This is a genomic window from Selenomonas sp. CM52 (assembly GCF_000292955.1).
Lineage (GTDB): Bacteria > Bacillota > Negativicutes > Selenomonadales > Selenomonadaceae > Selenomonas.
Window position 1 is genome coordinate 1 of record NZ_ALNM01000034.1, and the last position, 25,892, is coordinate 25,892.

At 61.4% G+C, this 25,892-nt stretch carries 26 protein-coding genes and 2 tRNA genes; 23 read left to right on the forward strand and 5 right to left on the reverse strand.

The window, feature by feature from the left end; all coding sequences use genetic code 11:
- The 4 genes from HMPREF1153_RS09120 to glyA all read right to left on the reverse strand — a co-directional run.
- Positions 1-710: hypothetical protein (locus tag HMPREF1153_RS09120; RefSeq protein ID WP_009646675.1), on the reverse strand; the 710-nt coding region annotated here is incomplete at its 3' end.
- A gap of 61 nt (positions 711-771) precedes the next feature.
- Positions 772-859 (reverse strand) — tRNA-Ser (locus HMPREF1153_RS09125).
- Positions 860-979: 120 nt separating this feature from the next.
- Positions 980-1,630, reverse strand: a complete 651-nt coding sequence (upp, locus tag HMPREF1153_RS09130) for a uracil phosphoribosyltransferase (protein ID WP_009646668.1) — start codon at positions 1,628-1,630, stop codon at positions 980-982.
- 11 nt (positions 1,631-1,641) lie between these two features.
- The gene (gene glyA, locus HMPREF1153_RS09135) at positions 1,642-2,889 is read right to left on the reverse strand and encodes a serine hydroxymethyltransferase (RefSeq protein WP_009646682.1); all 1,248 of its coding nucleotides are present in this window, start codon (positions 2,887-2,889) and stop codon (positions 1,642-1,644) included.
- A gap of 259 nt (positions 2,890-3,148) precedes the next feature.
- On the opposite strand from glyA, the gene HMPREF1153_RS09140 reads away from it, so the two are divergent.
- From HMPREF1153_RS09140 to hypE, 12 genes are all read left to right on the forward strand, one after another.
- Positions 3,149-4,681, forward strand: a complete 1,533-nt coding sequence (locus HMPREF1153_RS09140; protein WP_009646691.1) for a Ppx/GppA phosphatase family protein — start codon at positions 3,149-3,151, stop codon at positions 4,679-4,681.
- A 130-nt stretch (positions 4,682-4,811) separates the two neighbouring features.
- A complete protein-coding gene (locus HMPREF1153_RS09145; protein WP_009646693.1) occupies positions 4,812-5,195 on the forward strand; it encodes a hypothetical protein in 384 nt (127 codons plus the stop codon).
- A gap of 333 nt (positions 5,196-5,528) precedes the next feature.
- Positions 5,529-6,635 (forward strand): hydrogenase small subunit, encoded by a 1,107-nt coding sequence (locus HMPREF1153_RS09150; protein WP_009646688.1) that lies wholly within the window; start codon positions 5,529-5,531, stop codon positions 6,633-6,635.
- Positions 6,632-8,539, forward strand: a complete 1,908-nt coding sequence (locus tag HMPREF1153_RS09155) for a nickel-dependent hydrogenase large subunit (protein WP_009646684.1) — start codon at positions 6,632-6,634, stop codon at positions 8,537-8,539. Before HMPREF1153_RS09150 ends, HMPREF1153_RS09155 begins: the two co-directional genes overlap by 4 nt.
- Before the next feature lie 81 nt (positions 8,540-8,620).
- A complete protein-coding gene (cybH, locus tag HMPREF1153_RS09160; RefSeq protein WP_009646669.1) occupies positions 8,621-9,337 on the forward strand; it encodes a Ni/Fe-hydrogenase, b-type cytochrome subunit in 717 nt (238 codons plus the stop codon).
- A gap of 15 nt (positions 9,338-9,352) precedes the next feature.
- Positions 9,353-9,595, forward strand: a complete 243-nt coding sequence (locus HMPREF1153_RS09165; RefSeq protein ID WP_009646670.1) for a hypothetical protein — start codon at positions 9,353-9,355, stop codon at positions 9,593-9,595.
- A gap of 101 nt (positions 9,596-9,696) precedes the next feature.
- Positions 9,697-10,038 carry a hydrogenase maturation nickel metallochaperone HypA gene (gene hypA, locus HMPREF1153_RS09170; protein WP_009646673.1) on the forward strand — a complete coding sequence of 114 codons (342 nt, stop codon included), beginning with the start codon at positions 9,697-9,699 and terminating at the stop codon, positions 10,036-10,038.
- 4 nt (positions 10,039-10,042) lie between these two features.
- On the forward strand, positions 10,043-10,708 hold the full coding sequence (gene hypB / locus HMPREF1153_RS09175; RefSeq protein ID WP_009646671.1) for a hydrogenase nickel incorporation protein HypB: 666 nt from the start codon (positions 10,043-10,045) through the stop codon (positions 10,706-10,708).
- The gene (locus HMPREF1153_RS09180) at positions 10,705-11,442 is read left to right on the forward strand and encodes a HyaD/HybD family hydrogenase maturation endopeptidase (protein ID WP_009646689.1); all 738 of its coding nucleotides are present in this window, start codon (positions 10,705-10,707) and stop codon (positions 11,440-11,442) included. The genes hypB and HMPREF1153_RS09180 overlap by 4 nt, the downstream gene beginning before the upstream one ends.
- Positions 11,442-11,672, forward strand: coding sequence for a HypC/HybG/HupF family hydrogenase formation chaperone (locus HMPREF1153_RS09185; RefSeq protein WP_006192758.1), 231 nt, complete (start codon positions 11,442-11,444; stop codon positions 11,670-11,672). Before HMPREF1153_RS09180 ends, HMPREF1153_RS09185 begins: the two co-directional genes overlap by 1 nt.
- Before the next feature lie 16 nt (positions 11,673-11,688).
- Positions 11,689-12,795: a hydrogenase formation protein HypD gene (gene hypD / locus HMPREF1153_RS09190; protein ID WP_009646677.1), complete on the forward strand. Its 1,107-nt coding sequence runs from the start codon at positions 11,689-11,691 to the stop codon at positions 12,793-12,795.
- Complete coding sequence (hypE, locus tag HMPREF1153_RS09195) at positions 12,785-13,786, forward strand: hydrogenase expression/formation protein HypE (protein ID WP_009646678.1); 1,002 nt, start codon at positions 12,785-12,787, stop codon at positions 13,784-13,786. Before hypD ends, hypE begins: the two co-directional genes overlap by 11 nt.
- Before the next feature lie 12 nt (positions 13,787-13,798).
- Here hypE and HMPREF1153_RS09200 read toward each other — a convergent pair whose 3' ends face one another.
- Positions 13,799-14,296 carry a hypothetical protein gene (locus tag HMPREF1153_RS09200; RefSeq protein ID WP_009646676.1) on the reverse strand — a complete coding sequence of 166 codons (498 nt, stop codon included), beginning with the start codon at positions 14,294-14,296 and terminating at the stop codon, positions 13,799-13,801.
- Positions 14,297-14,490: 194 nt separating this feature from the next.
- Here HMPREF1153_RS09200 and bioF point away from each other — a divergent pair, with 194 nt between their 5' ends.
- From bioF to HMPREF1153_RS09255, 11 genes are all read left to right on the forward strand, one after another.
- A complete protein-coding gene (bioF, locus tag HMPREF1153_RS09205; protein ID WP_009646683.1) occupies positions 14,491-16,416 on the forward strand; it encodes an 8-amino-7-oxononanoate synthase in 1,926 nt (641 codons plus the stop codon).
- Between the two features lie 243 nt (positions 16,417-16,659).
- Positions 16,660-16,751, forward strand: a tRNA-Ser gene (locus HMPREF1153_RS09210).
- Positions 16,752-17,033: 282 nt separating this feature from the next.
- Positions 17,034-17,909, forward strand: a complete 876-nt coding sequence (locus tag HMPREF1153_RS09215; protein ID WP_009646690.1) for a LysR family transcriptional regulator — start codon at positions 17,034-17,036, stop codon at positions 17,907-17,909.
- A gap of 104 nt (positions 17,910-18,013) precedes the next feature.
- On the forward strand, positions 18,014-18,778 hold the full coding sequence (locus HMPREF1153_RS09220; RefSeq protein ID WP_009646674.1) for a response regulator transcription factor: 765 nt from the start codon (positions 18,014-18,016) through the stop codon (positions 18,776-18,778).
- A gap of 43 nt (positions 18,779-18,821) precedes the next feature.
- Positions 18,822-20,246, forward strand: coding sequence for a sensor histidine kinase (locus HMPREF1153_RS09225; protein ID WP_009646680.1), 1,425 nt, complete (start codon positions 18,822-18,824; stop codon positions 20,244-20,246).
- 55 nt (positions 20,247-20,301) lie between these two features.
- The gene (locus HMPREF1153_RS09230; RefSeq protein WP_009646687.1) at positions 20,302-20,976 is read left to right on the forward strand and encodes a dTMP kinase; all 675 of its coding nucleotides are present in this window, start codon (positions 20,302-20,304) and stop codon (positions 20,974-20,976) included.
- 139 nt (positions 20,977-21,115) lie between these two features.
- A complete protein-coding gene (gene rnmV, locus HMPREF1153_RS09235) occupies positions 21,116-21,748 on the forward strand; it encodes a ribonuclease M5 (protein ID WP_037370448.1) in 633 nt (210 codons plus the stop codon).
- Positions 21,745-22,611: a 16S rRNA (adenine(1518)-N(6)/adenine(1519)-N(6))-dimethyltransferase RsmA gene (gene rsmA, locus HMPREF1153_RS09240; RefSeq protein WP_009646685.1), complete on the forward strand. Its 867-nt coding sequence runs from the start codon at positions 21,745-21,747 to the stop codon at positions 22,609-22,611. The genes rnmV and rsmA overlap by 4 nt, the downstream gene beginning before the upstream one ends.
- The gene (locus HMPREF1153_RS09245) at positions 22,608-23,384 is read left to right on the forward strand and encodes a histidinol-phosphatase HisJ family protein (protein ID WP_009646681.1); all 777 of its coding nucleotides are present in this window, start codon (positions 22,608-22,610) and stop codon (positions 23,382-23,384) included. The genes rsmA and HMPREF1153_RS09245 overlap by 4 nt, the downstream gene beginning before the upstream one ends.
- Before the next feature lie 264 nt (positions 23,385-23,648).
- A complete protein-coding gene (ahpC, locus tag HMPREF1153_RS09250) occupies positions 23,649-24,212 on the forward strand; it encodes an alkyl hydroperoxide reductase subunit C (RefSeq protein WP_009646692.1) in 564 nt (187 codons plus the stop codon).
- A gap of 1 nt (position 24,213) precedes the next feature.
- Positions 24,214-25,878 carry an FAD-dependent oxidoreductase gene (locus HMPREF1153_RS09255; protein WP_009646672.1) on the forward strand — a complete coding sequence of 555 codons (1,665 nt, stop codon included), beginning with the start codon at positions 24,214-24,216 and terminating at the stop codon, positions 25,876-25,878.
- Positions 25,879-25,892: the final 14 nt, after the last annotated feature.

Here is a 25,892-nt window from a genome sequence, read left to right on the forward strand (position 1 = left end):
GCCTCTGCCGCACCTGCCGCCTCTGGCGCGGTGCGCACCGCCGCGCCCGCGATGGCGGAAAGCCCGGCGGCGGCGACCTTCGCAGCGCGGTCGGATTCGCGCCTTTCGCGTGCGGCGCGCATCGTTTCAAGATCGGCCAGAAGCTCCGCCTCACGTGCGGCGCGCATGGCGGGCGTCGGCTCGCCCTTTTTCCTGTGCAGGAACTTGTAGGCGAAGATGGCTGCGAGACAAGCGCAAAGGGCGGCGACGACGGCGAGGTGCATCATGCCGAAGCCCTGCGGCGGCTCGTCGGCGGACGGCTTCGGCACACGCGTCTCCGTGCCCGGTTTCTCCTGCACCGCCTGTGCCGCCGGCGGCAAATTTGTCACCTCGGAGGAGGTCGTCTGACTCTTTGTGCCGCCCGCTTCGGGCGCGGCGGCAGCCGGTTTCTGCGCGAGCTTTCCCTCCTTGCCCGGTTCTTCTCCCGCCGTCTTTTCCTGTGTCTTTCGCTCGGGCGTTCCCATGAGCCGTTCGCCCGCCGCGCGTGCGTTTGCCGCCGCATCCTGGCCGGCTTGTGCAGCGTCGGCAGCCCTTTGCTGTGCGCCCTCGATCGCCGACTGTCCGGAAGCGCCGAAGTCTGGCAGTCCGCCGACTGCCTCCGATGCAGCGTCAAGTCCCGGAACAGCAGGCGGTGTTGGCGCCTGCGGCGCCTGAGGTCCTGCAATCGCCATGAAAATCCCTTCTCCCTACAGAAAAGGCTTCGTGGAAAAGTCCACGAAGCCTTGAAATATCTGGCGGAGAGGGTGGGATTCGAACCCACGGTACATTGCTGCACACTTGATTTCGAGTCAAGCACCTTCGACCACTCGGACACCTCTCCTCAAAGGTACTTCGCTAGTTTACCATATCTTTTGTTGCTTGTAAAGGGGCGCGGTGCACGTTTCTTGGCACACTGCGCACGATGCTGCACGATACTTGCAAAGTGGATGCTCGTGCGGGCTTACAGCGTGCCGAAGATGCGGTCACCGGCATCACCGAGGCCGGGGACGATGTAGCCGTGTTCGTTGAGATGGTCGTCGACGGCAGCGGTGTAGATGGGGATGTCCGGGTGTGCCGTATTGACGGCGCGTACACCTTCCGGTGCAGCGACGAGACAGAGGAGCACGATGTTCTTCGCGCCCTTCTTCTTCAAGAGGTCGAGCGCTGCGGCGGAACTGCCGCCCGTGGCGAGCATGGGGTCGACGACGATGAACAGGCGCTCACTGATGTCGCCCGGCAGTTTGCAGAAGTATTCGACGGGCTGCAGCGTCTCGGGATCACGGTAGAGTCCGATGTGTCCGACGCGGGCGGCGGGGACGAGGCGCAGCACGCCTTCCGCCATGCCGAGTCCCGCACGAAGAATGGGAACGATGCCGAGTTTCTTGCCCACGAGCTTCTTCGCATGGCAGGCTGCGACGGGCGTCTCGATCTCTACATCCTCAAGCGGCAGGTCGCGCGTGATCTCGTAAGCCATGAGCATGGCGATCTCTTCGAGAAGTTCGCGGAAGTCCTTCGTACCCGTTTCCTTTTGGCGCATGAGCGTGAGTTTGTGCTGGACGAGCGGATGGTCGACGATGTGTACAGCGAGATCCGCCTGGTTTTCCTGAGTCATGGGATGCCTCCTCACTCGTAAAGGGGATATTTTTCGCAAAGGGCGTCAACGCGTTTTCTTGCTTCCTCCTGCGCAGCCGTGTCCGTCGCATGATCGAGCACGAGCGCGATGATGGCAGCGACCTCTTCCATGTCGGTCTCTTTGAAGCCACGCGTCGTGAGCGCGGGTGAGCCGAGGCGGATGCCGCTCGTGACGAAGGGGGATAAAGGCTCGAAGGGGATCGTGTTGCGGTTCGCCGTGATGCCGACACCGTCGAGGAGGTTCTGCGCCTCCTTGCCCGTGACGCCCTTGCTCCTGAGGTCGACGAGCATCAGATGGTTGTCCGTGCCGCCCGAAACGATGCGGAAGCCCTTTTCCTGCAAGGCGGCGGCAAGCGTCTTGGCGTTCTTCACGACTTGTGCGGCGTATTCCTTGAAGGCGGGCTGCAGCGCTTCTTCCAAGGCGACAGCTTTCGCCGCGATGACGTGCATCAAGGGGCCGCCCTGGATGCCGGGGAAGATCGCCTTGTTGAACTGTGCGCCGAATTCCGCGTCCTTCGTGAGGATCATGCCGCCCCTGGGGCCGCGGAGCGTCTTGTGCGTCGTCGTCGTCACGACGTCCGCCCACGGCAACGGGCTCGGATGCATGCCGCCCGCGACGAGTCCAGCGATGTGCGCCATGTCGACCATGAGGTAGGCGCCGACCGCCTTGGCGATGGCGGAGAGCCGCTCGAAGTCGATGATGCGCGCATAGGCGGAAGCGCCGGCAACGATGAGCTTCGGCTTGACTTCCTTCGCCTGCTTTTCCAGCGCATCGTAGTCGATGCACTCCGTCTCTTTGTCCACGCCATAGGGGACGACGTGGAAGTACTTGCCCGACATGTTGACGGCGCTACCGTGCGTGAGGTGTCCACCGTCTGTGAGATTCATGCCCATGTAGGTGTCGCCGGGCGAAAGCAGCGAGAAGAACACCGCCATGTTCGCCTGTGCGCCCGAGTGCGGCTGCACGTTGACATAGCCTGCGCCGAACAGCTCTTTCGCACGCTCGATGGCAAGCGTCTCGACGATGTCGACGCACTCGCAGCCGCCATAGTAGCGCTTGCCCGGGTAGCCCTCGGCATACTTGTTCGTGAGCACGCTTCCCTGCGCCTCCATGACGGCGCGGCTCACGATGTTCTCCGAAGCGATCAGCTCAAGCTTGTGACGCTGGCGCGAAAGCTCCGCCTCAAGCGCCGAAGCGATCTTCTCATCGGTCTTCTTCAATGTATCCATCAATGCCATACATTTCCCTCCTGATCCGTCGATAACGGGGACACCCCCGTTTCCTATCTATCCATACTATGTTATTGTACTATGAATTCTTAGCCTCGACAAGCCCGTAGGGCGCAGGCGAGGGTTAGAAGTCATTGTCCAGCACCGCTGTGGCTATGAATTCTTAGCCTCGACAAGCCCGTAGGGCGCATGCAAATCTTGAAGCATCGCGGCAGAATTGCTATACTATACTTAGGTTAAGATAGCATCAAAGCGAGGGGGAGCATCGATGGAAAATCTGGCGATCATCGACATGGGGTCGAACAGCATTCGGTTCATCGTCATGCAGATCAACGACAACCATTCGTATTTCCTGCAATATCAGCAAAAGGAGGCGATTCGGCTCGGCAAGGGCATGTCGGAGACGGGGAAACTCAATCCCGACGGCGTGAAGCGTGCGCTTGAGTGCCTGCACGTCTATAAGCACATGATGGAGGTCATGCAGGTCACGCGCTGCATCGCAGTCGCGACAGCGGCGGCGAGGAGCGCATCCGACGGGCAGCAGTTCATCGAGCGCATCCGCGAGGAGACGGGCATCGAGATCGAGATCATCTCGGGCGAGCGCGAGGCATACCTCGGCTACCTCGGCGTCGTGAACACGATAGATGCGAAGGATTTCATCCAGTTTGACCTCGGCGGCGCATCGATCGAGGTGTCGCTCGTTTCGAACCGCAAGATCAAGGAGTCGGTTTCCGTACCCCTGGGCGCGGTGACGATGACGGACAAGTTTGGCATGCAGGACATCGTGACGCAGGGCGTCCTCGACAAGTGCGTGAAACATGTGGAAAAGAAGTTCCGCGAGATGATTCCCTGGGCGAAGGACAGACGCCTGCCCGTCATCGGCATCGGCGGCACCGTCCGAAACCTCGCGAAGATGGATCAGTACAAGACGAGCTACCAGCTCGCGCGCATCCACAACTACATCATTCCGCGCGAACGCTTCGAGCCGTGCTACCAGGCCATCATCAAGTCGAGCTGCACGAACCGCAGAAAGTTCGGCGGGCTTTCGACGGAGCGTGCCGATATTATAGTTGCAGGTGCAACGATCGCGCGTTGCCTCATGGAGTTCAGCGGCGGCAAAGACCTCATTGTTTCGGGCTGCGGCCTCCGAGACGGCGTCTTCTACGAGTATTACGGCAAGAAATACGGTGCAGGCTCGCCCGTCGTCAAGGACGTGCTCAAGGCGAGCGTAGAGAACTATCTGAAGCGCGTGGAGCGGCGCATGGAGCATCTAGGGCGCGTCCACGATCTCGCCCTGAGCCTCTTCGACCAGCTGAGGCGCCTGCACGGTGCTCCGAAGCGTTCGCGCGACCTCCTGTCCGTTGCCGCGTGGCTGCACGATGCGGGCAAGATCGTCAATTATTACGAGCACGCGCGAAACTCCGCCTTCATCATCAACAACGCGCCGCTCTACGGCATGACGCAGAAAGAACAGCTCAAGGCGTCCTTCATCGCGGGTTTCCATCACGGCATCAGCAACAAGATCATGCGCTCGTATCGTTACGCCATGATGGTCACGCAGCCCGAATGGAAGGAGATCCGCAAGCTCGCGACGTTGCTCGCGCTCGCCGAGGCCGCCGATGTGACCTACGAGGGTCTTGTCACAGGGTTCGAGGCGGCGGCAACGTCCGAGGGCGTCGCGCTCTCCGTCATCGCCGCGCCCGATGCCGACACCCGCGCTACGGATTTCGAGATGCAGAGTTTCTGCAAGCAGTTCAAGAAAGAGTTCGGCCGGCCGCTCGTCATCGTGTGGCGCAAGTAGGCGCGCGTATCTAACATAAGAAAGGATTTCCTTAGAAAATTTCTTTTCGAGCAGGGAAACGCATTCTTTTAGAGAATTGAGATTATAGTAGAAAAGTCTTGAGGGAAAACTGTATTAGGAGGGATGTGTCATGTGGAAAAAATTCTTGTTCGTCGTTTGCGTCCTACTGCTTCTGACCGCAAGCCTGGCGGGGGCGGAAGCAGCGGCGGTTGCGCCGCCGGAAGCGGTGTCTGCGCCGTCTGGCATGGAGACGCGACTGAAGCTCCTCGCCGGGGAATGGCTCAGCCCCAAGGGGACACTCATCTTGGAGGTTGAGGGGCAGAAGATCAACGGCTGTGAGATCACGAAGTACGAAGATCTCGTTGATCGCTCGACCATGGGAACGACGGCCTTCTGGATCTTGGAAGAGGAAGGCGAGCGCATGATGCAGCTCGACTGGCGCATCCAAGGTGACGACAGCGACTACATCTTCCTTGACGGCAGGCTCAAGCTGCACCGCGCCGCTGCGTTGTGAAACGGGTTGCCGTATGAGCTGACGCAAACGCTCCCGCATAGGATTTCATTTTGCCTTGTGCGGGGGCGTTTTGCGTGGGGCTGGAAAAATAATGAAAGTTTCCCGATCCGTCTGCGCCACTTGGGCTTGACTTCTTAATATGAGAAAAAGTGTGAAAAAATGCAGAATGCAAGCAGGAATTTTGAGGAAAAAGGAGAACTTGAAAACTAAGGATAATTATGTTTTAATTAAGGAAGGTTGACTCAATCAGCAATCCTTGGAGAGTGCCTGGCGCTCTCTTTGAAGAAGTATTCCTGCATACCCCCGTGGTGGGGCGAAAGAGGAGGCAGTAATGTGGACAAGCGGGAAAGCATGTGGGAGCGTTATCTCCGCAACGGCCTGAGCCGCCGCGACTTCCTGAAAGGGTGCGTCGCGCTGACATCTCTGATGGGGCTTGATACGAGCATGGTCTCGAAGGTCGTCGAGGCGGCAGAGTCGAAGCCTCTGCCGGTCGTGATCTGGATGCACGGTCATGAGTGCACGGGCTGCGACGAGTCGTTCATTCGCTCGGCGGCGCCAATGGCGTCCGACCTGGTGTTGAACATGATTGCGCTCGAATACAGCCACGTCCTGAGCGCGGCTTCGGGCGAGCCGTTCGAGGCGCATCTTGAGCAGACGATTGAAAAGTACAAGGGACAGTACATCCTCGCCGTCGAAGGTGCGATTGCGACGAAGGACAACGGCGTCTACTGCATGTCGGGCGGTCATCCGTTCATCAATACGTTCCAGCGCGTGGCCAAGGATGCAGCGGCGATCATCGCCTACGGCACGTGTGCGACGTCGGGCGGCATCCAGGCGGCTGCGCCGAATCCGACAGGCTCGGCGGGCGTCAGCCACTATGTGGGCAACAAGCCGGTCATCAATGTCCCGGGCTGTCCTCCGATCCCTGAGGTCATGACGGGCGTCGTCATGCACGTCGCTCTCTTCGGCTCGGTTCCCGACCTCGATATGGAGAGCCGTCCCAAGCAGTTCTACGGCAACCGCATTCACGATACATGCTACCGCCGTCCCTTCTTCGATGCGGGCATGTTCGCTGAGCGCTTCGACGACGCGGGTTCGAAGGCGGGCTGGTGTCTCTACAAGCTCGGCTGCAGAGGTCCTGAGACGTACGCTTCGTGCGGCAATATGCGCTGGTTCCAAGGCATGAGCTACCCGATTCAGTCGGGCGCGCCGTGCATTGGCTGCACGAACGCGAACTTCTGGGACGATGCGCCGTTCTCCGACCGTCTGCCGAAGTACGGGCCTCTGGGCAGCATCGACAAGATCGGCGTCGGACTCGCGGTCGGCACGGCGGCGGGCGTCGCCGTACACGGCGCTTTGAGCCTCGCGCAGCGCGCAAAGGCGGATGCGGCGATCGAGAAGGAAGAGGAGAAGGCGAAGAGAGAGCAGGTGCATAAATGAAACATGTAACGGTCGATCCGGTAACGAGAATCGAAGGGCATCTGCGCGTCGAGGTGCAGGTGGACGAGGCGACGGGCAAGGTCACGGATGCTCTTTCGAGCGGCACGGCGTGGCGCGGCCTCGAACTTGTCATGAACGGGCGCGATCCGCGCGACGCGTGGGCGTACATCCAGCGTATATGCGGCGTCTGCACGACGGCACACGCGCTGTGTTCCGTGCGCGCCGTTGAGGATGCGCTCGGCATCCGCATCCCGACGAACGCAAACTATATCCGCAATATCATGGCGGGCTGCCTGACGGTGCAGGATCATCTCGTGCATTTCTATCATCTGCACGCGCTCGACTGGGTCAGCCCCGTCGAGGCTCTGGCGGCAGATCCGGTCGCGGCGGCGAACCTGCAGCGTGAGATCCTAAAGCTGCGCCTGCCGCTCGCAGGCCCTGCGGGGCTCAATACGGAAGCGTATCCGAAGGACTTCCCGAATGCGACGCCTGAATACTTCGCGGCATTCAAGCAGAAGATCGAGCAGATCGTCAAGAGCGGGCAGCTCGGCATCTTTGCGGCGAACTGGTGGGATCACCCCGACTACAAGATCCTGCCGCCCGAGGTGCATCTCATCGCGGTCGTCCACTATCTTGAGATGCTCGACAAGCACCGTGAGATCATGACGCCGCACGTCGTGTTCGGCGGCAAGAACCCGCACGCGCACTATGTCGTCGGCGGCATGCCGTGCGCAATCTCCCTCGACGACGGCAATGCACCGATCAACACGGCTCGCCTCGCCATCGTCGACCGCGCCGTGAACCTCACGCGCACGCTCGTCAACGAATATTATCTGCCCGATGTCCTCGCCATCGGCTCGCTCTACGTCAAGGCGGGCAAGGTGGATGGCGGCGGCCTCGCCAAGCATTGTGTCATGGCGTTCGGCCAGTTCCCCGATCAGAGCTACACGGGCACGCGAAACGGCGACTTCATGCGCCAGCTATTGATCCGCTCGAACGGTGTCGTCGAGAACTTCGGCGCGGGTCTTGCGGCGGCGACCTTCACGGAGGTCAAGGCGGAGGATCTGTCCGATCCCGTCGCCTTCACCGAGGGCGTCGAGCACTCGTGGTACGAGTATGAGGGCGCGGAGAGCGATCTCCATCCGTGGGCAGGACAGACGAAGCCGAAGTACACGGCACCGAAGGTCGGCACGCAGACGAACTGGCAGGAGCTCAACGAGAAGGGCAAGTACTCGTGGCTCAAGACGCCAAAATGGCGCGGCAAGCTCGCCGAGGTCGGTCCTCTGGCGCGCTACATCATCATCTACGTCAAGGCGAAGAAGGGCCTCCTGCCTGATCCGACGTGGGCGGAGCAGCTCATGCTCAACCAGATGGACGCGGTGTCGAAGGCGATCGGCCTCGCGCCCGAGGTCTGGCTGCCGACGATGGTCGGCCGCACGGCGGCTCGTGCGCTCGACGCGCAGCTCAACGCCGAGATCGAGAAGTACTACTTCGACAAGCTCATCGCGAACATCAAGGGCGGCGACCTCGCCGTCGCAACATCCGACAAGTGGGATCCTGTGACGTGGCCGAAGGAAGCGAAGGGCGTCGGCCTCTACGACGCGCCGCGCGGCGCGCTCTCGCACTGGGTCGTCATCAAGAACGGCAAGATCGCGAACTATCAGTGCGTCGTGCCGACGACGTGGAACGCTTGCCCGCGCGACGATGCGGCAGGTCACGGCGCCTACGAGATGGCGATGATGGACACGCGCGTCGCCGTGCCCGACAAGCCCTTGGAGATCGTGCGCGTCATCCGCTCGTTCGATCCGTGCATGGCCTGCTCCACGCACGTCTACAACGCGAACGGCGACACGCTCAAGATCATGACGACCGATCCCTATGCAGGACTGCAGGTGGAAGAATAGAACGATCACGCATCGTGGAAAGGAGAAACTGCCGCGAGCGGGGCGTTCATCGCGCGTTTCGCGGCAGCAGGGACATGTGATATGAGAGAAGTCAAACGCAGGATTTACTACGTTTTCAGTCCTTGGCTCAGGATCTTTCACTGGATCATGGTCGTCTGCATCTCGGTCCTCTTTGCGACGGGATTGATGATCACCGAGCCTTGGCTCATTTACTCCGTCGAGCCGACGTTCAGCGGCATGACGACGGACAACATCCGAAACATCCATTTCATCGCGGCGTTCACCTTCATGGCAGCCTTCCTCCTGAGGATTTACGGCTTCTATGTGAACCGCGGCGACCGTCTCTTCCCGCGCTTCTGGGAGGGGCTTTTCTGGCGGGCGATCGGCGACGTCATCCTGCATTACATCTTTGTGCGCTACGAGCACAAGTCGTACTTGAGGAACCCGATCGCGCGCATGTCGTACACGCTGCTCTATGTGCTCGTCGCCATCGAGGTCTTGACGGGCTTTGCGATGTACGGCGCGAACGAGCCGGAAAGCGTGTCCTTCATGCTCTTCGGCTGGGTCATCACGTTCTTGGGCAACGAGTTCATGGTGCACCTCGTGCACCACTACGTCGCCTGGTTCATCATCCTCTTCGCCATCGGCCATCTCTACATGGTCATCCGCGCGGAGTTCATGGAGGGCGAGAGCGAAGTGTCGAGCATGTTCTCCGGCAGGAAGATCCTGACGCACGAGCCGCTCGACGCTTACCAGCTCAGCCACCCCGAGGAAGAGCACAAGGGCAGGGCGAGCTGAGGAAGGAAGAGGTCTATGTGTAAAGAATGCGGCTGCGGCGCGGCGAATGGCAATACGCGCCTGCAGTTCAATGTCAAAGGCTATACGGAGGAGTCGGCGAAGGGCGCGGAAAAGGCGCTTTTGGGTCTCGCGGGCGTGCTCTACGTCCATATCCACGCGCACGACGGCGAGACGACGGTCGACTACGATCCGGCGAAGACGAAACTCACGGAGATTCTTGGCATTTTCGAGGAGCGAGGCCTTTCGGCTGCGCTCTGAGTCGGGCGGTGCGCTTTTGCCGCATCGTTTCAACAGGGAAAGATGGCGCCCCCTTTCGGCAAGCCGCCGGAGGGGGCGCTTTTCGCATAGGAGGAAGTTCGGTGCATGAAATGGCGATCGCCGAGGGCATTTTGGACATCGCGCTCAAGGCGATGGAGGAAAACGAGGCGAAGCGCGTCGCGCGCGTGAAGCTGCTCGTCGGTGAAATGGCGGGCGTGGAATGCGAGTCGCTGCTCTTTTGCTTCGAGGCTCTGACAAAAGGCACGGCGGCAGACGGCGCGGTGCTCGACATCGAGCGCGTGCCGCTCGTCGGACGCTGTGCGGCTTGCGGCAAGGAGCAGCATGTCGAGCGATACAGCTTCTTGTGCCCTTCGTGCAGGAACGGTGCACTTGAAATCATCTCGGGACGCGAACTCAAGGTGGAATCTTTGGAGGTGGACTAAGAAAATGGAAGTCAAGGTCATGAAGAACGTTCTGGCGATGAATGACGAAGTGGCGGCTGAGAATGCCGCAGACTTTCGCGCGCGCGGCGTATTCGTGCTCAATCTCATGGGATCGCCGGGCGCGGGCAAGACGACGCTCCTGGAGCGCACGTTGGAAGCTCTGAAGGATGAGATGTGTCTCGCCGTCATCGAGGGCGATCTCTTCACATCGAAGGACGCCGAGCGCATCGACCGCCTCGGCGTGCCCGTCGTGCAGATCAACACGAGCGGCGGCTGTCATCTCGACGCGCCGATGGTCAAGAGTGCGCTCTCGTCCATCGACCTCGACTCGCTCGACATGCTCATCATCGAGAATGTCGGCAACCTCGTCTGCCCGGCGGAATTCGAGCTGGGGCAGGACAAGAAGGCGGTCGTGCTGTCGATCACGGAGGGGGACGACAAGCCCTTGAAGTACCCGCTGATGTTCAAGGAGGCCGACGCGGCGCTCCTCAACAAAGTCGACCTCCTGCCTTACACGGACTTCGATCTGGAGAGTGCGACGGACGACATCCGGACGCTTCATCCGGGCATCGAGGTCATGGCGATCGCGTGCCGCACGGGCGAGGGACTCCCCGCATGGCTCTCGTGGCTTCGGAAGAATGTGCGTGAGAAGAAGGAGGCGGCTCGATGAGTGAAGCGTTCTTGGGCGTATCGCCCGAAGAGATCGAGCGTGCGAGAAAAGAGCTGGAGGCGACGCCCGCCGTGACGGTTCTCGGCATCGGCAACGTCATCCTGCAGGACGAAGGCTTCGGCGTGCGCGCCGCCGAACTCCTGCGCGAGAAGTACGACTTCCCGCCTGCCGTGCAGATCATCGACGGCGGCACGCTCGGTGCGGAGCTTCTGGGCGTCATCACGGGCACGGAGCACCTTCTTGTGCTCGATTCCGTCAACGGCGGCAAGGAGGCGGGCACGCTCTTTCACTTTGAGAATGAGGGAATCTCGGCGCACTTCCAGGACAAGCTGTCGGTGCACGAGGTCGGCATCCAGGACGTGCTCGCGACGCTTTCCGTGACGGGGCGCGCGATTCCCGACGTCGTCGTGCTCGGCGCACAGCCCTACGCCGTCGGCGCGGGCGTCGCGCTCAGCCCGCAGATGGAAGCGCTTCTGCCCGAGATCGAGCGCCGAGCCATCGACGTGCTCTCGCGCTGGGGCGTCGAGGTGCGGACGAAGGACGCCTCTCGCGAGGTCGCCTTCACGCGCGTCGCCGAGGCGAAGCATGAGAAGGCGGGCGCTTCGTGCGGCTTCGTCGCAGAGGACGAGGCCGAGGCGCCGCTCGATGTGCCGATGAAGCAGGCGGGCGAGGCGATGCGCACGGCGCGGCAGACTTTGCCGCATGAGCTTCTGACGAAGGGAGGCGAAGGCTGATGTGTCTTGCTGTACCGGCGAAGGTGCTCGATATTGCGGGCAGCGTCGCGCGCGTCTCCGTCAACGGCGTGGAGCGCGAGGCGAGCCTCATGCTGCTGCCTGAGGCGAAGCTCGGCGACTACGTGCTCGTACATGCGGGCTTTGCCATGCAGATCGTTGAGGAAAAAGACGCCGAAGAAACGTACGCGCTGCTCGCCGAGATGAAGGGTGCGCCGCGCACGGTGATGTAGGAAGCGAGGAAATGCTTTGAAGAAACTCACGCCGCAAGAAGAAAAGGAAGCGGCAAGGGCGCTCCTTGCTGACATCGAGCGCCTTGCCGCGGGCAGGCATCTTCGCTATATGGAGGTCTGCGGCACGCACACGGTCGCCATCTTCCGCGCGGGACTTCGGCAGATTCTGCCCGAGAATATCGAGCTTGTCTCCGGCCCCGGCTGTCCCGTGTGCGTGACGAGCGATGCCTACATGGACAAGGCGATCGCCTGCGCGAAGATGGAGGACGTCATCGTCGCGACGTTCGGCGACATGCTCAAGGTGCCGGGCAGCCGCGAAAGCCTCGCAGATGCGCGTGCCGCGGGCGCATGTTTACGCGTCGTCTACTCGCCGCTCGACGCGCTCGCCGCCTCGCGGGAGAATCCCGAAAAGACGGTCGTCTTCCTCGGCGTCGGCTTTGAGACGACAGCGCCGACCGAGGCGGCGGCGGTGCTCTCGGCAAAGGAGGAGGGACTGAAGAACTTCTGCGTCTTGTCGGCGCAGAAACTCGTGCCGCCTGCCGTGAAGCTCCTCTTGGCTGACCCCGATGTGCATGTCGACGGCTTCCTGCTGCCCGGGCACGCATGCGTCGTCACAGGCACGCGCCCCTACGCCTTTCTCGCTGATGAGGCGCATAAGCCCGGCGTCGTCGCGGGCTTCACGCCGCTCGCGATCCTGCGCGCCGTCTGGCGGCTCGTGCGGCAGACGGCGGCGAATGAAGCCCGCATCGAGAACGAGTACGGCTCCGTCGTGCGCGAAGAGGGAAATCCCGCCGCGCTCGCCATCCTCGCGCGCGTCTACGAGGAGGCGGCGGACGAGTGGCGCGGTCTCGGCGTCATCGAGCGCTCGGGGCTTCGCATGCGCGAGGAGTTCGCCGCGTTCGATGCCGAGCGACGACTGCCCGTCGAAGTCGAGCGCGTGGAGAAGAAGACGGCGTGCCGCTGCGGCGAGGTTCTGCGCGGCGCGGTGCGCCCGACGGACTGCACGCTCTTCGCGAAGGCGTGCGTGCCGACGCACGCCGTAGGGCCGTGCATGGTGTCGGTCGAGGGCGTGTGCGCCGCCTGGTACAAGTACGGCCGAGGGAGGTTTCACTTTGGAAAATGAGAAGATCACGCTCGCGCACGGCGCGGGCGGCAGCCTGAGCCAGGCGCTGATGGAGAGCGTCATCCTGCCTGCCTTCGGCAATGAGTTCCTGCAGAAAATGCACGATGGCGCGGCGCTCTACCTCGGCGGCAAGACCGCCTTCACGACGGATTCCTTCGTCGTCGCGCCGCGCTTCTTCCCCGGCGGCGACATCGGCAAGCTCGCCGTCTGCGGCACGGTCAACGACCTCGCGATGACGGGCGCCGTGCCGCGCTACATCTCGTGCGCCTTGATTTTGGAAGAGGGTCTTTCCATCGAGGAGCTCAGGCGTATTTTGCACTCGATGAAGGAGGCTGCGGCAGAAGCGAAGGTCGCCATCGTCACGGGCGACACGAAGGTCGTCGGCAAGGGTGCGGCGGACGGCATCTACATCAACACGGCGGGACTCGGCGAGATCGAACGCGCGATGGAGCCGCAGAATGTCAGGGCGGATATGGACGTCATTCTCTCGGGAACGCTCGGCGATCATGCAGCGACCGTCATGGCGGAGCGTCACGGCATCGAGATCCCCGCAACGCTTCATAGCGACTGTGCGCCCTTAGGCGACCTCGCCGCCCTCATGCGACGCGCCGCGCCCTCGATCGCCTGCATGAGAGATCCGACGAGAGGCGGCGCGGCGGCGGTCTTGAACGAGATCGCATGTGCGGCACAGGTCGGCGTCATCCTGGACGAGGAGTCGCTTCCCGTGCGCGAAGAGGTCGAGGGCATCGCCGCATTTCTTGGCTTCGATCCGCTGGAATTGGCGAACGAGGGCAAGGCGATCGCCTTCTGCGCGCCCGAGGAAACCGAGGCGCTTCTCGCCGCCATGCGCGAGCATCCTTACGGCAGGAACGCCTGCTGCATCGGCCGCACGACGGCGGAGGAGCCGGGCATCGTCGCACTCAGGACGGCGCTCGGCGGCCTGCGCATCGTCGACATGCCGCTCGGCAATCTCGTGCCGCGCATCTGCTAGGGCGGCTGCGGCTCAGACCCGCGCGTCCGCTGTGCGGCGGAGCCGCGCGATGCGGTCGAGGATTTTTACGAGAAGCGGCGCAGCCAAGAGCGTGAAGACCATGCCGGGAAGAGCCGCCGCGACGAGCGCCCATGCGCCCTTGCCGACGACGAAACTCAGCGTGATGCGGGCTGTGAAGGTGCCGAGCGGCCCTGCGAGCGCCACCGTCCAATAATGGCGGTCGAAAAGTACGAAGACGAGCCCGACGACGAGACGGAACTGCATGGCGATGGCGACATTGAAGAGGTTCTGCGTGCCGAGCAGGAGGCCGACGAGACTCGACAGGACGCCCGCCAGAATGTAGCGCTTGAAGCCGAAGACGGCGCAGATCGCGACGGCCAGCGGGGCGGAGAGCTGAAATTCCAGCCCTGGGGCCAGGCTCGGCAGCTTGATGGCTCCCGTGACGGTGATCAGGGCGGCGAGCAGGGCGATTTCGGTCACGTCGGAGGTGGAAACGGCAAGTTTTTTCATGGGAAACGCTCCTTTTTTTACGGAATCACGGGTGAGTCGAACGGCTTTATCGCACCTGTGATTCCTTTTTATTGTTTCAGCGTACACGTTTTGCGCAGTATTGTCAACTGTAAAATAAATAAAGTTGACAATAAAATAAACAAGGTCTATCCTATAGGAAGCACTGATAAAAGGAGTAAAAGGAGTGTTTCTGCATGGCGCTTTACAGTCTGAAGATGCGGGCGGAAAAGAGCGCGGGAAAGCGCGAGCACGTGTCGGGCGCGGAGAAAATCTTGCAGGAGGAGGAACTGCCGGAACATTTGGCGGCGCTTCTTTCGCGCGCCCTGCACCACGCCAAGGGCAGGGCAGATTTCGTGAACTTCAAGGTGGAGTCGATCGCGCCCGAGGCGGTGGAGCATCTGCCCGCGCTTCCCGTCTCGACGGTCGAGGTTGAGACGCCTGCCGAGGGGCGGCGCGTGATTATCGACGCTTTGGGAAAACTTGGTTTGAAAAACGGCGAAGCCATCCTCGCGAAGTTTTCCGAGACGTATGGGATGCGCGGCGCAATGCTGCTCGATGCGGACACGCTCGAACGCTTGGAGCCGGACGCCGAACGCGGCCTGCGTGCGACGTACATGGACGCCGAACGTACTGCAAAAGGGGCGTCCGATTGCAAGAACCACTTCGCCGAAGCCGTCGTCCTCGCGACGAAGGTCGTCCATGCGCCGCACATCGTCGCGGAGATCTGCGTGTCCGACGATCCCGACTATGTGACGGGCTATGTGGCGGCGCCGTCGCTCGGCTATCGCCGCATCACGAAGCTCAAGGAGGCGGGATCGCCCGACGGCGGGCGCATCTTCCTCTATCGCGGCCCGCGCGGCGGCGTCGCCGAGACGATTCGCTATCTGGAAAAGCAATGCGTGCTCGTGCAAGGCGTGCCGGACAGCCCGGCGGGAGGCGCGCATCGTGAGGATATGGCAGAAAGGCTCGCCGCGCAGCTGGCGGCGAAAAAGGAGCGGAATCTATGCCGCGAGATGCACGAGATCGACTCGGCGCAGGCCGCGCACGTCACGGTCGGCGGTGCGGAAAAGCTGCTCCTGGCATCGAACAACTACCTTGGGCTCGTCGATCATCCGCGCCTCAAGCGGGCGGCGCAGGAGGCCGTCGAGCGCTACGGCTGCGGTTCCGGCGGCTCGCGGCTGACGACGGGCACGCTTCCTCTGCACACGAAGCTGGAAGAGGAGCTGGCGGCGTTCAAGGGGACGGAGGCGGCGCTCCTCTTCGATACGGGCTACATGGCGAATGTCGGCATCCTTTCCGCGCTTGGTCAGAAAGGCACAGTCTTTTTCAGCGACGAACTCAACCATGCGAGCATCATCGACGGCTGTCGCTTGAGCCGCGCCAAGACCGTTGTCTATCGCCACAGCGACATGAAGGATTTGGAGGAGAAGCTCGCCGCCCATGCTCAGTGTCCGGGCGTCATCGTCTCCGATGCGGTGTTCAGCATGGACGGCGACATCGCCGATCTGCCGCGCATCTTGGAACTTGCACGAAAGTACCATGTCTGGAGCATGGTGGACGAAGCGCACTCGACCGGCGTGATCGGCGGGACGGGGCGCGGTATATGCGAGCATTTTCACTTAAGGGAGAAGCCCGACGTCCTGATGGGGACGCTGTCGAAGGCTTTGGCGAGCGAGGGCGGCTACGTCTGCGGCAGTCGACTCTTGATCGACTATTTGAAGAATACAGCTCGCAGTTTTATCTTCTCGACGAGCCAATCGCCCGCCAATCTCGCCGCTGCGTCCGCAGCGCTGCAGCTTTTGCAGGAAGAGCCAGAGCGCTGCGCCCGCCTGCAGGAAAATGTCCGTGTGTTCTGCGCGGCGCTTGCCGAGAATGGCGTTGAAGTCCGGAGCGAGACGGCGATCGTGCCCCTCATCATCGGCGAAGAGTCCCTGGCGGTGAAAATAGCGAAGGATTTGGAGCGGCAGGGCATCCTCGTATCCGCCATCCGCTACCCGACAGTGGCGAAGGGGGCGGCTCGCCTGCGCGTCGCCTTGGCTGCGACGCACACGGAGGAGGAGCTGAAAAGAGCGGCGGCGCACATCGCCGCATGTATAGAGAGTTTTCATGGAACGGCGTAACTTCGCAAAGTAACTTCCGCTGATGTAAGTCTGTGGGATTTACTCTAAGAAAGCCGATAGGAGTACGGGCAAGAAGCATTGGAATTTACGATGTCACTTCATTTACCCGCTGTAATTTCCCTGTAACTTGCGATTGACAAGCCGCATGGGAAATGGTATACTCATCCTTGTTGCGCAGCCTTGTTTGCAGGCTGACGAAAACTTCATATCGACTGCGGCTTGCCGCAGGCAGATTCAAGCATTGGAGAGTTGTCCGAGTGGTTGAAGGAGCACGCCTGGAAAGCGTGTATACGGGGAAACCTGTATCGAGAGTTCGAATCTCTCACTCTCCGCCAGTGATGAAGGCAGGCGTTGTCCCGTTTCGGGGATGACGCCTTTTTTGTGTTTTGGAGCGGTATATGAGGAATTACACGCACAAACGTCCATTGTGTGGAAATTGTGCGCCGTCCTGAATGAAAGTTTGCCAATCGGTCTGCGCCCTTCGGGCTTGACTTCTTGGACTTTCATCGGAAATTCACTTGCCTTGCGAAAGATTCCCCCATATAATAAAAGACGTATACACTGTGCGGCGGCTGGATGCTGCACGGGCGCTTTGGCGCCGAAGGGGAGAAGAAAGAATGGACATCAAGGACATGCGCGCCTTTTATGCGATCGTGGAGGAAGGCAATATCAGCCATGCCGCAGGGCGGCTCGCCGTGGCGCAGCCCGCGCTGTCGAGGCAGATGAAGCGGCTGGAGAGTGCGCTCGGCGTGAAGCTCTTCGAGCGCGGCAGCCGCCGCATCCGACTGACGGAGGCGGGGCGCGTGCTCAAGGAGCGCGTCGAGCAGATTCTAGGCCTCGTCGATGGCACGGTGCGCGAGATCCAGGACGTGGGCGAAGGCACAGCGGGCGAGGTGCGCATCGGCACGATCACAAGCTCGGGCGCGAATCTCGTGCCGGGGCTTTTGGCGGCGTTTCACGAAACGCATCCGCGCGTGACCTTCCAGATCTTCGAGGCTGAGGGCGCACGCGTTCTCGACATGCTCGACAACCGACTCATCGAGATCGCCATTACGCGCACGGAGGTCGAGCGCGAGAGCTACGAGTCCATCGTGCTCGCAAACGAACCGCTCGCGGCGATGATGAACCGCACGGCGCCCTGCGGTTCGGCCGAAGATTTCGTGCGGCTCGCAGAGCTTGCCGAGCAGTCGATCATCATCCCGCTTCGTTGGCAGGGCATCTTTCTTACCGCCTGCCGAAAAGCAGGTTTCGAGCCGCGCATCCTGTGCCTGAGCGACAGCATCGTACAGGATGTCCTGGCGGCGAAAGCAGGACTCGGTGCGGCGATCCTGCCGCAGTCGGCGAAGAGCCTTCTGACGGATGAGGCGATGGTCTGCAAGCGGATCGTCGAGCCTGAGATCTTGACGCATACGGTGATCGCGTGGAAACGCGACCGACCGCTTTCAGCGGCGGCTGCAAGCTTTTTGTCGCTCCTTCGCGAGCGACTTCTATAGGATGCGTGGGTTTGTCCGTGCTTCCTATAAGCCGCCGAGAGTGATGAGATGAAGCGTCCGCACGAAAGAAGCGCAGGACGCAGTGAAGAACAGGAGGATACAGCATGGCGAGAGCAGCAAAGGCAGAAAAAGCAACGAAAAGCACAACGGCGGAAGCAGTGAGTGCGGCGGAGGCGGCAGAATCCCCGAAGAAGATCATGATCGTCGAGGACGAGAGGCGCATCGCGCGCTTTTTGCAGATGGAGCTGGAGCACGAGGGCTTCGAGACGGAATCCGAGGAAAACGGACGCCGCGCCTACGAGCGCATCGTGCAGGAGCAGTACGATCTCGTTCTCCTCGACATCATGCTGCCCGATATGGATGGCCTTGAGGTCTGCCGCCGCGTGCGCGAGATCAGCGACGTGCCAATCATCATGCTGACGGCGAAGGACGATGTCGAGGATAAGGTCAACGGACTCGACATCGGCGCGGACGACTACATCACGAAGCCCTTCGCCATCCAGGAATTGCTGGCCCGCGTGCGCGCGGCGATTCGCGTGCACAAGGCGAACGAGGCGGGTAACCGCGACGAGCGCGTGCTCGCCGTCAAGGATCTCGTGCTCTATCCGGGGCGCTACGAGGTGCGCGTCAAGGGCGATCTTGTTGAACTGACGAAGAAGGAGTATTCACTTCTCGAATACATGCTGCGCAACAAGCCCAATGTTCTCACGCGCGACCAGATCTTGCAGGAAGTCTGGGGCTATGACTACGTAGGCGACACGAACGTGGTTGACGTCTATATCCGCTATCTGCGTGCAAAGATTGATGAGCGTTTCGACGACAAGTACATCTACACGGTGCGGGGCGTCGGCTATGCGATCAAGGGCTAGGCGGCTCTGGCGTGCACTTTCCCGCCTGCGCTCCTCGCGCCACATGCGCATATCGACGTGGCTGACGCTCGTCTATGCGGCGGTGCTCGTTTTCGTGCTCGTGTTCACGAGCATCGTTTCCGCCATCGGCATCTATTATTCCCTCTACCACCAGGCGGAGATTGAGCTTATGCGATCGCAGGAGCATGTGCTCTCCGCGATCGAGCATGGTACGGAGATTTTTAACGAGACGGCACCCGACATGCGCCGTCGCTATCCGCTCGCCTTCGCTGTCTACGAGGATGATCTCTTGATGCCCGGTGTTGTGCTGCGCGTGACGGAGGGGGCGGACAGCCCCGTCGTCTACGAGTCGGATACGCACTACCCGTCCATCCGCCTCGTCGAGGCGCACATTGACCAGCATCCGCCGCTTTGGGCGAATTCGGCGATGTACGTTTCTACCATTGGCAATACACAAATTTACTACCACAAAATCATCATCAACCAGAGCGGGCACACCTATGTACTGCACTTCTTCCGCACGATCACAGCGGAGCGCCACTTCCTCACGACATTGCAGAAGGTGCTGACCATCACGAATCTCGCGGGCATCGTTCTGGCGCTCGCCGCGGGCTACTTCATCAGCTGCCGCATCCTGCGGCCGATCCGCACGATGACGCAGGCGGCGCGTTCCCTTGAGGTCACCGACCTTGGTCGACGCATCGCTGTGCCGCCCGTCAAGGACGAGCTTGCCGAGCTTGCTGAGACGTTCAACCACATGCTCGACCGCATACAGGCGGGATTCGAGCAGCAGCGGCGCTTCGTGTCCGATGCCTCGCACGAGCTTCGGACGCCCGTGACGGTCATCCGCGGCTACTCGGACATGCTGCGCCGCTGGGGCGCAAGCGATCCCGAAACGCTCGAAGAGGGACTCGCTGCCATGGCTTCCGAAGCCGAGGACATGCAGGGGCTGATCGAGAAGCTCTTGTTCCTCGCACGCGCTGACCAGAAGCGGCTCGCCATGCACAAGGAGCGACTGGAACTCGCGCCTCTGGTTGAGGATGTCGTGAAGAAGATGGCGCTCATCGCGACGCGGCACGAGGTCGAGCTTCTTGCAAATGAACCGGGCGCGGTCTACGCCGACCCACTGCTCATCAAGCACATGATGCGCATCATCCTCGAAAACAGCATGAAGTATACGCCCAAGGGCGGCCGCATCACGATCGAGCTGCGCCGTGGCTCGGGTGAGATGGTTCTGACGCTTGCCGACAACGGCATCGGCATCGCGAAGGAGCATCAGGACAAGGTGTTCGAGCGCTTCTATCGCGTCGATTCCGCGCGGACGCGCGGCAAGGATGCGCCGGGCGGCACGGGACTGGGGCTTTCGATCGCGCGCTGGATCGCTGAGCAGCATGCGATCGGCATCGAGCTTGAGAGTGATCTCGGCAGGGGCACGAAGTTCATCCTCCATGTGCCATGCGTGGAGTGAGCGCCGGATCTGCCCCAAGGGCGGAAATCGCGGAAGTGTGAAGGAGGCTGGAATCTTGCAGGCGAAGGGAAAACTCCTCGTCTTGGAGGCGGGCGACGGTTCGGGCAAGGCGACGCAGACGAAGATGCTCAGGGAAAGGCTCATCGCCGAAGGCCGCTGCGTGCGGCAGGTCGAGTTTCCCGACTACGCTTCGCCGTCGTCGGCGCTCGTGCGCATGTACCTCGGCGGCGATTTCGGCGAACGTGCGTCTGAAGTCAATGCCTACGCCGCATCTGCCTTCTTTGCCGTCGACCGCTACGCGTCGTTTCAGACGAAATGGCGTGCGGATCTTGAGGCGGGCGCGATCATCCTCGCCGACCGCTACACGACGGCGAACATGGTTCATCAGGCCGTGAAGCTTGAGGATGCGGCCGAGCGCGAGGCTTTCCTCGCGTGGCTTGAGGATTTCGAGTACGAAAAGCTCGCGCTGCCGCGCCCCGATCTCGTCCTCTTTCTCGACATGGATCCTGCCGTGAGCCGCCGCCTTATCGCGGCGCGCGCGGCGGCAAGCGGCGCGGCACGGGACATTCACGAGCGCGACGAGGATTACCTCGTGCGCTGCCATCGGGCGTCGGTCAATCTTGCCGCGCGCTGCGGCTGGCAGCGCGTCCGCTGCAGCGAGGCGGGCGAGCCGCTTTCGCGCGAGGCGGTGCATGAAAAAATTTACGAAGCGGTGCGGCGCATCCTGTGAGGAATGTACGCATAAACGTACAATCGTGCGCCGCCCGCAAAACCGCCCCCGTGGAAGGCGGAATATGATTTGCTGTGAACGAGGGCTGTGCATGAGTCGAATGGGGCTTATGCACAGCCCCTTTGTGGAAGGGAAAGATATGCTGAAAGAAGTTCTTGTTGTGGAAGGAAAGATGGACGTCGTTGCTGTCCGAAAGGCGCTCGACGCCGACTGCATCGTGACGGGCGGCTTCTCGCTGGGCAGGCGTGCGCTCGCCGACATCGAGGCGGCGTACAAGAGACGCGGCATCATCATCCTCACCGATCCCGACTCGGCGGGCGAGCGCATAAGGCGTTTTCTCGCGAAGAGATTCCCCGAGGCGGGTCATGCCTTCATCCCGAAGGAGGAGGCGACAGCCAAGGGCGACATCGGCGTCGAGCAGGCCTCGCCTGAGTCGATCCGCCGCGCACTCGCCAAGGTGCGCACGTGCACGATCGCACCGCGCGAAGTCTTTACGAGCCGAGATCTCATCCTCGCGGGGCTTTCGGGCGGCGAGGATGCGAGTCGGCGGCGCGCGCGGCTCGGCGAGCGGCTCGGCATCGGCTGGGCGAACGCGCGCACATTCTGCAAGCGCCTCAACAGCTACGGCGTGACGCGCGAGGAGTTCGAGGCGGCGCTGGCATTGGAGGACGGTACTGAAACGGCTGCTGTACGGAACGAGGAAGGCAGCGCTGAAACGGCTGCCGTGCGAAATGACGAGCCGAAAGCAGCCGCGAAAGGAGGCGCATTATGATCGCTCCCGAGATTGCCAGTCCTGCCGTCACGCGCCACATTCTGAAGGCTTTCGGCCTTCGCGCCTCGAAGCGGCTCGGGCAGAACTTCCTCGTCGACGGCTCTGTCGTCAAGGACATCGTGGCGGCGGCGGAAATTGAAGACGGCGACCGCGTCTTGGAAATCGGCCCGGGCATCGGCACGCTGACGCAGGGGCTTCTTGAAGCTGGCGCACACGTCACCGCTGTCGAACTTGACAAGAAGCTGCCCGCCGTTCTCGCCGAGACGCTCGCCGCCTACGATCATCTGCGCATCGTGCCCGGCGACATCTTGAAGACGGACATCCGCGCCCTCATGGAAAATCAGCCGTTCAAAGTCGCGGCGAATTTGCCCTACTACATCACGACGCCGATCCTCCTCGCACTCCTTGAGCAGAATCTGCCCATCACGCACATCGTGACCATGGTGCAGAAGGAAGTGGCAGAGCGCATGATTGCCGCGCCCGGTTCGAAGATCTACGGTGCGCTCTCCGTCGCCGTGCAGTACCATACGGAGCCGCGCATCGTGCGCGAGGTCGCGCCGCGCTCCTTCATTCCTGCGCCCGAGGTCGCCTCCGCCGTCATCGCGTGCCAAAAGCGCGAGAAACCGCCTGTAGAGGTAACCGACGAGCGCATGTTCTTCCGCGTCGCGCGCGCCTCCTTCGGACAGAGGCGCAAGACGCTCGCCAACGCGCTCCTCGGCACGGGAGCGTCGAAGGATGCCGTGCGCCGTGCGCTGGACGTGGCCGCGATCGACGAGAAAAGGCGCGGCGAGACGCTGAGTCTTGCCGAGTTCGCGCGCCTTGCCGACGCCTTTTCTGCCATGCAAACGGAGGGAGAACGATGATATTCGACAGTCACATGCACACGGAAGTCTCCGCTGACTCCGCGATGAAGGCCGAGGATGCGCTCGAAAGGGCCGCAAAGCTCGGCATCGGCGCGGTATTCACCGAACACGAGGACATGGACTTTCCGGGCGAGAAGGACTTCACCTTTTCGCCCGAAGACTATTGGAAGAAGTACGAAGCGCTTCGCGGCAAGGGAGAACGGCTTCGGCTCGGCGTTGAACTCGGCATGCAGGAAGGCCTTGCCGACAAGAATCGCGCCTTCCTCCTTCGAGCGCCCTTCGATCAGGTCATCGGCTCAATCCACACGCTCATGGGCTTCGACCTCTACTATGAGACGCTCTACGAGGGGCGCGAAAAGGACGAGGTCTACCGGCTCTACCTCAAAACGATGGCGCACTGCGTGCGCTCGCACGGCGAGTTCATCGACATCCTCGCGCACATCGACTACATCGCACGCTATGCTGCCTACCTTGATACGGAACTGACCTATGCGGCCTACGGCGAAGAAATCGACGAGGTGCTCGCAGCCATCATTGAGACGGATACCGTGCTTGAGCTGAACACGCGCCGCTTCGACGCGCCGCAGGGCAAGTCGTCGCTCGTGCCGATCTTCCGTCGCTACCGCGAGATGGGCGGGCGCGAGGTGACGCTCGGCTCGGATGCGCACAATGCGGCCGCGATCGGCTTCGCCTTTCGTGAAGCGCACGAGATGGCAGAATCTCTCGGGCTTCGCGTCGTAACTTTTTTTTCCCGCAAGAAGGAATATTGCTGAACCTTAGCGAATTTTAAGAGGAGGATCGACCAACTGGAGGATGGAAGCAGATGGCTGTCTGTGAACTTCGCTTCGCGGCCACCGTCGTGCATGCCCTTACGGGGGGAGTCATGCGCCTTTTCAGGCGGCGCGAATCTCTCAAAGGAAGGAACAGCAGACGTGAATGAAAATTTATTTCAAAAAATGCTTGACAGCCGCCGTATGCTGTGGTATTCTTTATTTATCAGCTAACAAATAATAATTATTCGCTAGGAGTGATTGAAAATGTCGTTGATCAACAAGGAAATCGGAGATTTTGCTGTACAGGCTTACCAGAATGAGGCCTTCCGCACGGTGACGAAGGCGGATGTGCTCGGCAAGTGGAGCGTATTCTTCTTCTATCCGGCAGACTTCACGTTCGTTTGCCCGACGGAGCTTGAAGACTTGGAGAACAACTACGCGAAGTTCAAGGAAGCGGGCTGCGAGGTCTATTCCGTCTCGTGCGACACGCACTTCGTGCACAAGGCATGGCATGACCATTCCGAGCGCATCAAGAAGATCACCTACCCGATGCTCGCCGATCCGACGCACGTCCTTGCGCGTGACTTCGATGTGCTCATCGAGGACGCCGGCCTTTCCGAGCGCGGCACGTTCATCGTGAACCCCGAGGGCAAGATCGTCGCCTACGAGGTGAACGCGGGCAACGTCGGCCGCAACGCGGACGAGCTTCTGCGGAAGCTGCAGGCATGCAAGTTCGTCGCGGAGCATGGCGATGAGGTTTGCCCGGCGAAGTGGCAGCCTGGCGGCGAGACGCTGAAGCCGACGCTCGACCTCGTGGGAGCGCTCTGAGATGGCGGCGGAAGTAAGCGAGCTTTATGATGCAGTAGTGATCGGCGGCGGCCCTGCGGGGCTGACCGCCGCGCTTTACTTGGCAAGAGCCTGCTGCCGTGTGCTCGTGGTGGAGAAGGAGACTTTCGGCGGTCAGATCGCCCTGACGGCGGAGGTCGTGAACTATCCGGGCAGCGACCCTACGAGCGGCGCTGACCTCACGGCGAAGATGCACCGTCAGGCGGAAGGCTTCGGCGCGGAATTTCTGCTCGCCGAAGTCAATTCGCTCGAAAAGAAGGGCGATACCTGGCATGTGCATACGAGCCGCGGCGACTATGAAGCTTTTACCGTACTGCTCGCGACGGGCGCACATCCGCGCCAGATCGGCTTTGCGGGCGAGAAGGAATTTCGCGGGCACGGCGTCGCCTACTGTGCGACGTGCGACGGCGAGTTCTTCACGGGCAAGGACGTCTTCGTCATCGGCGGCGGCTTTGCAGCGGCGGAGGAGAGCGTATTCCTCACGAAGTACGCGAAGCATGTGACGATCCTCGTGCGCGAGGAAGACTTCACATGCGCTCCTGCGACGGCGCAGCCCGCACGCGATAATGAGAAGATTTCGATCCACTTCCAGACGGAGGTTGAGTCGGTCGAGGGCGACGCCCTGCCGCGCAAGCTCACATGGAAAAACCTCGCCACGAGCGAGCGCACGGTGTTCACACCCGAAGGAGGGGATTCTTTCGGGGTGTTCGTGTTCGCGGGCTACCAGCCGTCGACCGATCTCGTCAAGGGACTGGCGGAGTTGGACGAACATGGCTACATCGTGACCGACCGCCAGCAGCGGACGACGGTTGAAGGACTCTATGCGGCGGGCGACGTCTGCATCAAGCCGCTCAGGCAGGTCGTGACGGCGACGGGCGACGGCGCTCTCGCCGCTACCGAGATGGAAAAGTACGCCATGAAGATGGAGGAGAAGACGGGGCGGAAGACGAAGCACAAGGTGTGCCGCGCCGTGCAGCACACGGCGAAGGACACGGGGAAGGACACGGGGAAGGGAGAGGCAGCGGCTCCGACGACCGGCCCCTTCACGGCCGACATGAAGAAGCAGCTCATGACGGTCTTTGATCGCATGGAGCGTCCTCTGCACCTTGAGGTCGCGCTGAGTGACGATCCGCGCTCAAGCGAGCTTCTCGACTTCATGACGCAGCTCGCACAGATGACGGACAAGCTGTCCGTCGAGATCACAGGCGGCATGGGCGTGCCGAACGTGCGCATCTACAATGCGGACGGCAGCTGGGCGGGACTCGCTTTCCACGGCGTCCCGGGCGGGCACGAGTTCACGAGCTTCGTGCTCGGTCTCTACAACGCTTCGAGCGCCGGACAGAAGGTCGCCGACGAGGATCTCGCGCGTATTGAGAAAATCAAGGAAGATCACCATATCACCATCATGGTCAGCCTCTCGTGCACGATGTGCCCCGAACTCGTCACGAGCGCTCAGCGCATCGCGACCCTCAACCCGCATGTCAAGACGGATGTCTACGACTTGAGCCTCTTCCCCGAGATCAAGGAGCAGTACAACATCATGAGCGTGCCGTGCTTCTTCATCGACGACGACGCGAAATTCTACTTCGGCAAGAAGAACATCTCGCAGCTTCTCGACCTGCTCGAACAGGAAGAAGAGCACGCATGAATTGACAAAGTGTT